This is a genomic window from Prevotella sp. ICM33, from assembly GCF_000517825.1.
In the GTDB taxonomy this organism is placed as follows: Bacteria; Bacteroidota; Bacteroidia; order Bacteroidales; family Bacteroidaceae; genus Prevotella; species Prevotella melaninogenica.
Genome location: NZ_JACD01000016.1, coordinates 1 through 12,735, shown reverse-complemented (window position 1 = coordinate 12,735; position 12,735 = coordinate 1). Strand labels below are relative to the sequence as shown.

9 protein-coding genes are annotated in these 12,735 nt (G+C 40.1%); 4 read left to right on the top strand and 5 right to left on the bottom strand.

Annotated features, from left to right (window positions below; translation table 11 throughout):
• Positions 1-3: 3 nt before the first annotated feature.
• On the top strand, positions 4-2,073 hold the full coding sequence (locus HMPREF1505_RS03170; protein WP_036922397.1) for a RagB/SusD family nutrient uptake outer membrane protein: 2,070 nt from the start codon (positions 4-6) through the stop codon (positions 2,071-2,073).
• A 275-nt stretch (positions 2,074-2,348) separates the two neighbouring features.
• Positions 2,349-2,783: a hypothetical protein gene (locus tag HMPREF1505_RS03165; RefSeq protein ID WP_051412302.1), complete on the top strand. Its 435-nt coding sequence runs from the start codon at positions 2,349-2,351 to the stop codon at positions 2,781-2,783.
• A 286-nt stretch (positions 2,784-3,069) separates the two neighbouring features.
• On the opposite strand, the gene HMPREF1505_RS03160 is transcribed toward HMPREF1505_RS03165, so the two are convergent.
• The 3 genes from HMPREF1505_RS03160 to trmD all read right to left on the bottom strand — a co-directional run bounded on the left by HMPREF1505_RS03160 (position 3,070) and on the right by trmD (position 7,354).
• Positions 3,070-5,379, bottom strand: a complete 2,310-nt coding sequence (locus HMPREF1505_RS03160) for a TonB-dependent siderophore receptor (RefSeq protein WP_036922395.1) — start codon at positions 5,377-5,379, stop codon at positions 3,070-3,072.
• 716 nt (positions 5,380-6,095) lie between these two features.
• A complete protein-coding gene (locus HMPREF1505_RS03155) occupies positions 6,096-6,632 on the bottom strand; it encodes a DUF805 domain-containing protein (protein ID WP_013264644.1) in 537 nt (178 codons plus the stop codon).
• Positions 6,633-6,676: 44 nt separating this feature from the next.
• Positions 6,677-7,354 (bottom strand): tRNA (guanosine(37)-N1)-methyltransferase TrmD, encoded by a 678-nt coding sequence (gene trmD, locus HMPREF1505_RS03150; protein ID WP_036922392.1) that lies wholly within the window; start codon positions 7,352-7,354, stop codon positions 6,677-6,679.
• Between the two features lie 98 nt (positions 7,355-7,452).
• On the opposite strand from trmD, the gene HMPREF1505_RS03145 reads away from it, so the two are divergent.
• A complete protein-coding gene (locus tag HMPREF1505_RS03145) occupies positions 7,453-8,199 on the top strand; it encodes a DUF5020 family protein (protein WP_036922390.1) in 747 nt (248 codons plus the stop codon).
• A gap of 92 nt (positions 8,200-8,291) precedes the next feature.
• Here the strand turns inward: HMPREF1505_RS03145 and ligA are convergent, their stop codons facing one another.
• The gene (gene ligA / locus HMPREF1505_RS03140; protein ID WP_036922388.1) at positions 8,292-10,313 is read right to left on the bottom strand and encodes an NAD-dependent DNA ligase LigA; all 2,022 of its coding nucleotides are present in this window, start codon (positions 10,311-10,313) and stop codon (positions 8,292-8,294) included.
• Positions 10,314-10,392: 79 nt separating this feature from the next.
• Positions 10,393-10,788 (bottom strand): (deoxy)nucleoside triphosphate pyrophosphohydrolase, encoded by a 396-nt coding sequence (locus tag HMPREF1505_RS03135; RefSeq protein ID WP_036922385.1) that lies wholly within the window; start codon positions 10,786-10,788, stop codon positions 10,393-10,395.
• A gap of 176 nt (positions 10,789-10,964) precedes the next feature.
• On the opposite strand from HMPREF1505_RS03135, the gene nhaD reads away from it, so the two are divergent.
• Entirely contained in the window at positions 10,965-12,350 is a 1,386-nt protein-coding gene (gene nhaD, locus HMPREF1505_RS03130) for a sodium:proton antiporter NhaD (RefSeq protein ID WP_013264208.1), read from the top strand.
• The last annotated feature ends 385 nt before the right edge of the window (positions 12,351-12,735 follow it).

Sequence of the window (12,735 nt, the reverse complement as noted above, 5' to 3'; positions counted from 1 at the left end):
ATTATGAAGAATATAATTTCAAATATATTGAGGGGAGGATTGCCAATTCTTTGCTTAGGCATGACGGTTACGTCATGTAGCGATTTCCTTGACAGACCGCCACTCGATCAGATTTCTCCTGACTCTTACTATACAACAGCTGATCAGCTGGGTACGTTCACTATCAACTACTATACATCTATCTTCCCTAACAACAGTGGATGGTTTGCAGGTGTAGCGACATTTGATGATGGAACAGATAACCAAGCTTCAAGAGGCGGTAACTCTGGAATGTACTTACAAGATCAATGGAAGGTACCTACATCTGGTGGTATTGGCATGAACGCTATTCGTAATGTCAATAAGTTCATCAATGAAAGTGAAGCAAAGATTGCAGCTGGAAAGGTGACAGGCACTCCTGAACAGATTAACCAGTATATGGGTGAGGCTTACTTCATCAGAGCTATGCTCTATTATAGTAAGCTCCAAGATTATGGAGACTTCCCTATTGAGTTGAAAGAACTTAACGTTAACAACGACCTCGTAGAAGCAAGTAAGCGTCAGCCTCGTAACCTTGTTGCACGTCAGATTCTTTCTGATATGGATAAGGCTATTGATAAGTTGCAAGTGACAATTGCTAATAAGGTTCGCATCAATAAGAATGCTGCTTTAGCTATGAAGTCAAGAATGGCACTCTATGAAGCTACCTTCGAGAAGTATCACAGAGGAACTGGTCGTGTGCCAGGTGATGCTAACTGGCCAGGTAAGAACAAGGAATGGAACAAGAACTTCACTATCAATCAGGATGATGAAGTAAACTTCTTCCTTGATCAAGCTATTGATGCTGCTAAGAAGGTGTGTGATGCTGTGCCTTTGAAGACTCAAAACAGCCATGTGATGAATCCAAGTTCTATTGGTCAGTACAATGGTTGGAATTCATACTATGATATGTTTGCAAGTCCAGACTTGTCTAAGTACCCTGAGGTGTTGTTGTGGCGTCAGTTTAATTCAAATTTGACACCATCTCTTGCTCACCTCACTTCTAATAAGCTTCGTGGTGGTGCGTCTACAGGTTGGACACGTGGACTCGTAGAGTCATTCCTTATGAAGAATGGTTTGCCTATCTACGCATCTGGTTCAGGCTATCATGGTGATACTACTGTTGATATGACTAAGACCGATCGTGATGAGCGTCTACAGCTCTTTATGTTTGGTGAGTCTGACGTTCTTGGTATTGACCAAAAGAGTATTGACTTGGCTAACAAGAAATTGGCTGCAGGAGCAACTCCACTTACTAAGATCTTGTTCAATGCTGCAACACTTTTTGCAACAGACCAGGCAAGTAGAGACGTAACTGGTTATCGCCAGCGTAAGTTCTACAACTACGATCCTGCAATGCAGTTAGGTCAGACTTTCTCAGATGTTGATGGTCAGATTATCATCCGTGTTGAGGAAGCTATGCTCAACTATATTGAGGCTTCTTACCTCCGTACAGGTTCATTGGATGCAACAGCAACTGGTTATTGGACAGCTTTGCGTGCACGCGCTGGTATCACTGCTCCAATCTCAACAACTATTGCTGCAACTGATATGAGTAAGGAGGCTGATGTGAATCGTCCATCATACGACTGGGCAGCATTCTCTGCTGGTCATCCAGTGGATGCAACACTCTATTCTATCCGTCGTGAGCGTCGTAGCGAGTTTGCAGGTGAAGGTCTTCGTAATGATGACTTGATTCGTTGGGCATCTTTGGATCAGGTGAAGAACTATCAGATTGAGGGTGTTAACTTCTGGGATCAGATTTATCAGAATCCTTCTTTCGTAAATGATAAGGGTGTGAGTCTGATTATTGCTGATGGTGAGTCTAATGCTACGATGTCAGCTAAGACACTTTCAAAGTATGTTCGTCCTTACCAGATTCAGAAGACTAACAACATTCTCTATAATGGTTACACCTTCTATCAGGCACATTACTTGTCTCCATTCTCTTATCAGGAGATGCAGCTCTGTTCACCTGATGGTACTGCAGAGAACTCTAATTTGTACCAGAATATCTACTGGCCAGTTCAGGCAAATGGTGAAGCTATCAAGTAAGTTTATGCTGAATAAAGTATAATCAATTAGATTACAAATAATGTTAGAGGGTGTGTCAAGCGATTGATACACCCTCTTTCTATAGTATGTTGTAAGGAGTTAATGCTCAACCCCATGTGTGACGAGTAACAAGATATATTTCATAAAACAGCCTTATAAGTTGTTGAAGTCATTTTTTTATAGACGCTTCACTTGTATATGTGAGAATAAAAGGATATCTTTGCAAGATATCTTTTTGATATTTATACGTAGGTTTTTGCCACAATAAATTAATTATGTTAACATTTACTATCATTATACTAATTTGTATTCTTGTTCTTGGTGTATCACTATTAGTGAGTCATTGGAATAATGGTGCGAAGAGTGGGGAGTCGGTAAAAATAGAAACACTTTACAAAAAGAACTGGCGCTCCTTTTTTTGGATGTCCCTACGTGTGGTGTCGTTGGCTTTGGTTACTGCCTTTTTGTTTTTAATGTTACTTGCTTCGTTTGCAGGTGATGATGCAGCCGAATGTTGCTTTTTATTAATGATATTTGTAGTTGGAAGTTGGTTTATTTCAATACCTATTCTTGTTATTTATATCTGCTCAGCAGTGCAAGCCATTCGGCATCGTGATTATACGAATAAAGTTTTTCTTGGCTGTCATTGTTTTAATGTCCTTCAGCTACTTTGTTTTGTACTTTTTGGAGGCTTACCTATTTCTTCTTAAACCCGATAGGCAATTCTTTAAATCAATTTTCCTGTCACTGCTGTCATTCTTTGTGAAGAGGTAATAGGCTGTTATACAGAGAGTTCTCTTTAAATGTTAAAATGACAGCAACTTGAAAATAAAAATCTAAGATGGTAATGTGTAATAAATGGCTTCTAAGTTAAGTGGGATTTGCCTATTTATTTATGAACATGTGTTACTTATAGAAAAAGCCCTCATCCTTTTACAAAAGCTATAGCTCTGTAGATGGATGAAGGCTTTTTAATTAGGATGTTTTATTAACTCTTTAGAACTTGTAAGTCACTGTAGCTTTTATGCTGCGTGGAGCACCTGGGAAGGAACGGAGCTTGTCATATCCACCCACCCAATAAACTTTGTTCATTGCGTTGTCGAGATTTAGTTGTACCTGCAGGTTACGGAGACGATAGTAAAGTGCTGCATTGAGGAGTCCATAGCCAGGATAGATAATGGTATTCTCACGTCTTCCAACCTGTCCGTAACGCTTTGTTACTGCATTGAAACCCAGACCGAAACCAAAGTTGCGTAGCGCACCTGTCTGAATGATATACTTTGACCAAATGTTGAAAGAGTTACGTGGTGTATTTGGTCGTTGCATACCATAGTCTTTCTCTGAGTTGGTTGCAGTCTTTGTGATAGCAGCATGGGTGTAGGCATAGTTAGCAACGATACTCCAATTAGGAAGAATGAAACCTACTACATCAAATTCAATACCCTTTGAAGTTTCTTCTCCCACCTGTTCTAACAACTCAGGGTTGTTTGCATCGTTGGCATTATAGAGTGTATTGCGTTTCTGAAGATGGAAGAAAGAAAGGGTTGTACTGAGTCGTTTGTCAAACCATTCACCTTTCAAGCCCGCCTCCAACAACTGGCTGTATTCTGGGTCGAATGGTCCACCGGTGTTAGGGTTACCCTGTACGGATGCACTCTGTGGTTCAAAGCCTTTTACCCATGTACCATACACATTCAGATTCTTGTTGATAGCAACGACTGCACCAAGACGTGGAATGAACGCATGCTGTGTAGTACGGCTTTCCTTATTAGTCTTATAATTTAGTACATCGGTGAATATCTCCTGACGAATACCCAAGAGAAGCTTCACTGGTCCTACTTCCATCTGCTCTTGAAGGTAGATACCATGAGAATACTGCAGGTAAGGAGAGAGTGCTGTTGAGACAAAGATATACTTTGAATAGTCACGCTCAATGTTGTTATTATTACTTGTCAAGTCATAGTAAGGCACATTCGTTCGTGGATTACCATCCTTGTCGAGTACGTATTTAGCAATGTTTGCAGGCTTGAAAGCCGTTGTTGTCGTACCGTCCTTCAATAGGTAGCCTCCAGCAGTCATTGCTGATGAGCCTGCTTGTTGTGCCATTTGGAAATAGTCATAGCCCAAGAGGATACGATGATTGACTGGCCCCGTGCTTACATTATAGTTAAAATAGGTGTTGAAACTATTGTTTCGGAAGTGACGCTGGCGTATAAGACACTGCATAAGGATGCGTGACGGACTTTGTGTACCATCGGCTAACTTCACATACGCATTAGCCTGATTGTGCTCACGGAGGTCTTCATCATAGGAAGAGTTCAGATAGGTAGCATTGAAAGAGAGGTTATCCGTGAACTTATGAGTTACACCAAGCGTGATATTCACGAGGTTCTCCTTTAGATAGTCATTTGTTGCAGAGAGCGAACGACTAATTGGTACTGAATTGAGGTCACCATCTCCAAAGATAGGCTGACCACGGTCAACCTTACCATCAGTGCGCTGATAAACGATGTCGACGTTAAAGCGTGTCCTTTGTGTTGGGAGAAACGAGAAAGATGGTGCAACGATATAGTTTGTATTTTCCTGTAGGTCACGGTAAGAATCAGTATGTTCGTAACCGATGTTAAGGCGATATAGCAGGGTGTTCTTCTTGTCTAATGGACCAGTAAAGTCTCCGTAGGTGTTCAGTGTGTTAAAGCTACCAACAGTTGTTGATACTGTATTGCGTTGATAAGGTAGTGGTTTCTTAGTTACACGATTAATAACACCACCCGGTGCAGCATTGCCGAAGAGAGCAGAAGCAGGACCTTTGATGACTTCAACACGCTCGATATTTGCCAATGACTGCTGTTTCCAAAGACTTGTCTGTGCACGCATACCATTGACAAGGTTTCCTGAATTGCGGTTACCAGTAGTGCGGAAACCACGGATAGAGAAGTCATTATAGAAGGTATATTGGTTTACACCACTGATATTCTTTACCACCTCATTAACTGTGGTTGCGCCTTGGTCGCGCACTAACTCCTTTGTTACGTAACCGATAGATTGTGGGATGTCTTTCAAAGGTGTCTCTGTCTTTGTACCGATGAAAGAGTTGGTATTCTTGTATGAACGTTCGTTACGTCCAATTACTTCTACCGTCTGCAACACTTGGTCGTGCAGATAAGGAGTTGAGAACAATGTGTCTTGTGTAAGGCTGTCTGTTGGAACTTTACCCACCGTGTTCCCTTGTGCATTTATTGGCAGGGCTGCTGAATATAATAAGGTGCCTGTCAATAAAAGATAAGAGTGTAATCTTTTAACCATATTGATAAATATAATGATCCTGAAATAATTTATAAGCGGTGCAAAAGTATATATAAAATATGAATACCACAATACCTAAGAGTTGGTATAAATTAGTTTCTGTTAGGTTATTGAGTGACAATATGTAATAATAAGTCCCTACTTATGTGTTGTGGGAGAGCACTTGTAAAAGTTAGAAAGAATGGTTTAACTTCCGTATCTTTCCAAATGTAGCGAGAAATAGAATGTTAGTTTACCCTTATGAAAAAGCTGTTAGCTGAAGAGGGGACGCTAAACGGGTAAGTATAAATTGTAAGGATATTTCTGTAATTACTCCCTCTTCATTCAGAGAAAAGGCTGTATATGAGGGAAGAAGAGGCCTAACTACGTTCAAGAACATGCTCTTCTTATATGAAGAAGACGCCCTTCTTGCTGCAAGAGGGACGTCTTCTATGATGCAATCTGTAATATGCTGATTTGTTGTATGTTATGAGCTTGGTTGTTGGAGATGTTATATCCTTTCGGTGAAGATGTTTTGTACGATGTTATGTAATGATTTTTTATTACTTTACTGGTTCTTTTGAAACATGGAAGATTACCCATTACGTTTCTATGAAGATGTTGAGCAAAGTAGTAGCTTACGTTCTGTTTCTTAGTGTAACGTCGGCTGGAAAGTTATTAGTCGGACGGTAAGTCGTCTCTTTTCTTTTAACTACGTTACCCAACAATAATGTTTTTTACACCTCTGTATTCTGAAGAACATACTTCGGAGACTCACCATACTTGTTTGCTTCTGGCTGACTATCTTGTAGAAGGAAAACCAGAATTGTAATACCTAAGGCGATGTTTATTAGATAGAAAACGATAGCTAAGATACCTGTTATGCTTGTTATAGCACTAATCAAAACGTTCATTGCGGCCTGAATATCTTGTGATCGTATGGCTTCTAAATATGCGCTGAAGTTGAAAGACACAAAGAAAAGTGTACAAGAAATTGTTCCCACACAAGCTTGGGCAGCCCACCACCATCCGCTTCTTCCAGTGTCATGTAAACGACGGAACTGCATAGAAATACCTGCAATACTAAGAACAAGTGCTACAAGAGGTCCAACAAAGGGAACTAATGATATAACAAAAGCTGCGATGAAGAGGGTAAGAAAGCCCCACCAATACTCAGAACGACGGATGCGTCCATTGAACTGAAAGAATTTCTTGAATGCGTTCTGTGCTGCTACAGCAAACTCAACTTGTGGTAATTCTTTGTACTGTGACATAATTTAGTATAGTTTTATTTGTTAATCTTAAATGCTCATTTGTCTTATTCTTTCAGGAGGTCAGGGCGTAGTCGTTTAGTACGTTCCATTGCCTGATCAAACTCCCATTGTCTAATCTTCGCCTCGTTTCCACTTAGCAGAATCTCTGGAACATCCCAACCATTATAGCTACGAGGGCGGGTGTAAATTGGTGCTGAGAGCATATCGTCCATAAAGCAGTCGGAGAGTGCACTCTGTTCGTCACTGATAACACCTGGAACCAGTCGTACAACAGCATCAGCAATGATGGCTGCTGGTAGTTCGCCACCTGTTAAAACAAAGTCGCCAACAGATATTTCACGTGTAATAAGATGGTCGCGTACACGTTGGTCAACACCTTTATAATGTCCTGCAAGAATAATGAAGTTACCTCCCAATGAGAGGTCATTAGCAATCTTCTGATTGAACTGTTCGCCATCAGGAGATGTAAAGATGACTTCATCGTACTCCCGCTCTTCCTTCAAAGCAGCGATACAGCGGTCGATTGGCTCAATTTGCATGACCATACCAGCTTGTCCACCAAAAGGATAGTCGTCAACACGGCGCCATTTATCCTTAGTGTAGTCACGAAGATTATGTAGACGAATCTCTGCCAATCCTTTCTTTTCAGCTCTGGCAAGGATGCTCTCGTGTACGAATCCTTCCAGCATCTCTGGTAATACGGTGATGATATCTATTCTCATATAGGCACAAAGTTAACTAATCTTTTGCTATTACGTTGATAGTTTAGGATTTTTTTGTAACTTTGCCGTAGATTCTAATATATAAACTAAGAACAGTTATGAAGAGATTCTTTACCCTCGCTATTATGGTAGCAGCTTTTTGTTGTGCAAATGCACAAGATGTCCAGTTGCATTATGACTTAGGTCATAGTCTTTACAAGAACCTAAGTTCTCGTACGTCGGTAACAACAACAGTAGAAATGTTCAAACCTGACACATGGGGTTCTACCTATATGTTTACTGATATTGATTACAAGAGCGATGGAGTAATGGGAGCTTATTGGGAGATTTCACGTGAGTTTAATCTTACGAAGAATAAGCAGTGGGCTGCACACGTTGAGTATGACGGTGGTTTAGGTTCTGGTAAAACTATGGATAGCTATTATGGTAACCGTTATCAGCATGCTGTTCTTCTTGGTGGAGCATGGAACTGGGCTTCAAAAGACTTTTCAAAAACGTTCAGTCTTCAGTTAATGTATAAGTATCAGTTTAAGAATGCTCACACTGGTGCACATCCTTTCAGTGGTTTTCAGCTGACAGAGGTGTGGGGTACAACCTTCGCTAAGGGTCTTTGTACATTCTCTGGATTCTGTGACCTTTGGTATGATCCAAATGTTAATGGTAAAATGATTCTTCTCTCTGAGCCTCAGTTCTGGTTTAATCTCAATACGCTAAAGGGAATGAAAGATGTAAACCTCTCTTTGGGTACTGAGGTTGAGATTAGCAATAACTTCGTTTGGAATGACAAAGGTCAGAATAATCGTTTCTACGCTATCCCTACAGTGGCAGCTAAATGGACATTCTAAGCAGATAAATAGAACTGAATTATTTTAAGATAAGAAAAGGAGGCGATATGTATGTCGTCTCCTTTTGCTATGTTTAGTAAAATCTGATGTTGTTAGAATAAACTTCCTTCTGTTGGTTGTGAAGGTGTTTCTGGTGCTGTAACCTGTGTAAAGCGAGCTATGAATTCATCTTCAGAGATAATAGGAATGGAAAGTTCCTTTGCTTTCTGATTCTTTCCAGAAGTACTTTCTACGTCATTATTAATAAGATAATTTGTTGATTTAGAAACAGAACCAGTTACCTTACCACCTTGACTTTCTATGTACGCTTTCAGTTCGTTACGATTCTTATAATGATGAACATCACCTGTAACGACGAAGGTTAATCCCTGGCAACTATCACCAGTTGGTGCTGATGAAGGTTGACTAACGTTTAGCTCAACTAACAGATGCTGTAGCATAGACTGATTATCAGTATCTTTCATCCAGCGTACAAAACTTGCACTCTTCTCTGGTCCAATACCAGCAATCGTTGAGAAGACATCTTCTGCAGCACTTTCTGTAGCCGTTTTAATAAGTTCTTCCAATGGATATGCTGATAAAAGACGATTACAAACATCCTGTCCAACAAGGGGAATGTTTAAAGCAAAGAGCAGACGACGTGCTTCAACATTACGCGCTTTTTCAATAGCAGCCAATAACTTAGTGACACTCTTGTTTCCGAAACCTTCCATTGTACGCAGTTCTGTGGCATGTTCTGTAAGATGGAAAAGGTCGGCATATTCACGAATCCAGCCAAGGTTAATAAATTTCTGCACGGTTTGTTCAGAGAGTCCGTCAATGTTTACACCTTCTTTTGATACAAATCTACCAAACTTCTTCAGCTGTTTAGCTGGACAATGTGTATTGGTACAGTGTAGTGTGCGTGTTCCACTAACCTCGCTTTCGCTAACTTCTGTAGCAGAATGGCATACTGGGCAAGTCTCAGGAATATGGAAAGTACCAACGCTTTCAATAACGTTAATAACCTTTGGAATAATCTTATTTGCCTTTATAACAGCTATCTTTGTTCCTTTATCACCAATCCCTAATCTCTCACACTCGGAGATATTACAGAGTGAAGCACGTTTAACGGTTGTTCCTTCTAAGTCTACAGGACGAAAAACAGCTACTGGCGAGATTGTTGAAGCAGCACATGACCATTCTATATAGTCTAATTCTGTTTCAGCGCTCTCGTCTTGCCACTTAAAGGCATAGCCTGCACGTGTGGCATGATGACCTGTAACAGAACCTGTTGCAGCATAAACGGTGTCGTCGTATGAGATTACCAAGCCGTCAACAGGGTAGGGGAATGGTGATGAACTCACACCAGTAACTCTTTCTGTCCAATGATGAATGACCGCTTCTATATTGTCAATGGTAGGCTGTTCAATGAGCTCTCTGTCTATAACTTTGAATCCTTGTTGTTCAAGCCACTCCATTCTTTTGCCCCAAGAAGTTATTTCTTCCTCTGTATAAACGAGTGTAAAAGGAATCCAACGCAAGTGGCGGGCTTTTACTTCATTGATGTCTTTCAGTGTGAGTGAGCCTGATGCGAGGTTGCGAGGGTTGGCATATTCTTCCTCTGCTTCCATGTTAAACTGCTCAAAGTCAGGATAACTGATGACAGCTTCACCACGGATAACAAGATGTCCCTTATAGGGAATGGTTTGCAAGATACCATCAATAGCCGTAGAAAGATGAGTAATATTGGTGCCAATATGACCATTTCCACGTGTGACAACCTTTGTCAGTTTACCATTGTCGTATGTAACAACAAGTGTCAATCCATCCAACTTCCATGAGAGCCATATAGGTCTATTCTCTGACCATTTAGCAAGGTCTTCTACCTTCTTAGTTTTTGCCAAGGAGAGTGCAGGGAACTCATGTTCTTCTTTTTTACCGGCAACATTATCGGCAGATACATTTTGTGTTGGAGAATCGGGGAGTATAATACCTGTTTCTTCTTCTAACTTTTTTAGCTTATCAAAGGCTGCATCCCATTCATAGTCTGTCATAAGTTCGTCACGACCATTGTAATAAGCGTCGGATGCAGCATTAAGTTGATTAACAAGTGATTGTATCTCTTTGTTCATTGTTTTGTTTGTTGATAGACGATAGTAAATCGTACTAAATGAATAAAAGTAGAAATAGGCAAAGACAAACTTCTTACTATTATTTCCAAAGCTGTTTGATGAGTGCCGCATCAGCTTCAGTCCAGTTGAGTTTTGAGAACTCTTCTGGTTTCAACCAGCAGGAATCGATATGTTCGAGAAGCTTAAAATCATTGTCATGTGCCATACAGTCATAGGCAGTAAGGGTGATGGTAAAGTCTGGATAGTTATATTCAACACTCCCAAGTTTTGCTCCGACATAGATGTTCCAGTCCATTTCCTCAAGTATTTCACGACGCAAAGCCTCGTAATCACTTTCTCCTTCATTGACTTTACCACCTGGAAACTCCCAATGTTCAGCAATGTAATTAGGACCTTTACGCAATCGCTGTGTACATAGAATCTTGTCTCCGTCATGAATAACAGCGCAGACAACGTTGAGATGCTTCTTTTCCATAATTTTATCTATCGTTCGGTTATTTTCGACCTCTTACTTCTTGCTTTATTTGCAAATATACTACAATTTGCCAAATAAGTCTATCTTTCTTAGAATTAATTTCAATTCTTTATAGGCAACTCATATCTTTTGCGTATCTTTGTACACTAATAAAATATTAGAAATTATAATCATTTATGTCTACACTAACAATTGCGATTATTGTAGTCTTCGTGCTGGGCTATGCGCTCATTGCAATGGAGAGCCTTACTAAGGTTAACAAGGCAGCAGTTGCCTTATTGATGTTTGTTTTCTGTTGGACACTTTACATGTTTGATCCAGCACCGTTTGTACAGCTGATGCACCCAGACTTTACGGGAACAGGTGATAAGGTTGTGTCGTTTGTAAATACTTTGATAACGGAGCATTTAGGCGATACAGCTACCACACTCTTCTTCCTTATGGGAGCTATGACGATTGTGGAAATCGTTGATCAGAACGGTGGTTTCAACTGGGTAAAGAATGTAATGCGGTCTAAGACAAAGCGTAGTCTGTTGTGGAAGATTGCCTTTATGACTTTCTTCCTTTCAGCTATCCTTGATAACCTAACGACAAGTATTGTGATGGTTATGATTTTGCGTAAGCTTGTACAGGATAAGCACGACCGAATGATTTATGCTTCGTTAGTTATTATTGCTGCTAATTCAGGTGGAGCTTTCTCTCCAATTGGTGACGTAACTACGATTATGTTGTGGAATGCAGGTATGATAACTGCAGGTGGTGTACTCAGTGAGATATTTATTCCTTCATTAGTTTCAATGTTGATACCAGCATTCTTGCTTCAGATGCTTTTGAAAGGTAATATCCAGTATGATGATATGTCAAGTGATATGTCGGGTGATCGCGAAGTCTTGGAGTTTAATGGGTTCCAGCGTAAGATTGTCTTTGCTATCGGTGTAGGTGGTCTTTGCTCTGTTCCTTTGTTCCACTTCTTTACTGATTTACCTCCTTTTGCTGGTATTTTGCTCGTATTGGGTATTTTATGGACTGTGACAGAAGTATTCTATCGTAATCTTCATAAGAAAAGAGGTGATGAGATTCAATTCTCAAAGCGTGTAAGTAGTTTGCTGAGTCGTATCGATATGTCTACTATCCTTTTCTTCCTTGGTATCTTGATGGCTGTGGCTTGTTTGGAGGAAGTAGGTGTGTTGAAGGAGTTAGGTAGTGGTCTGAACACAACCTTCAATGGCAATCATTATGCTGTGACCGGTATTATCGGTGTACTTTCAGCTATTGTTGACAACGTTCCACTCGTAGCTGGTAGTATGGGTATGTATCCTATCGGAATAGAGCCAGATATGGCAGTGGATGGTATCTTCTGGCAGTTGCTTGCTTATTGTGCTGGTGTGGGCGGTTCAATGCTCATCGTTGGTTCTGCAGCAGGTGTTGTTGTTATGGGTCTTGAGAAGATTACCTTCGGTTGGTATATGAAGCGTATTACGTGGATTGCTTTCTTAGGTTATATTGCTGGTATCCTTTCATACTGGATTATGCGTACATATATTTTTACCACTCCGCTTTAATCGCTAACTCTTAAAATACTATATTTTAGTAGCATAAGCCCTCATCTGTCCAATCTGAATATTATCATGTGGATAGGTGAGGGCTTATTCTATTCTTTAGGAAATGAGAGGTAAAGTAAGAAGTAGAATCTTTTCCATCTTACGAAAATGCAACAAAGTAGTTTTATTTTTGTTTTGCTGTCACTTTTAACACTTTGTTTAAATGTGTTGTAAATCAGTAGGTTGCATGGTTAAATTAGATGATAGGAATGACAGGAAAACTTATTTTGTAGAAATTGCTTTGTTATAAGAAAGCAGAGAAACGGAATGAAAGAGGATAGAATATTACAAATTATTGCTGTCCGGTAAACCTTTTCCACATATAAAAGTTAAGGGCTAAAATCCG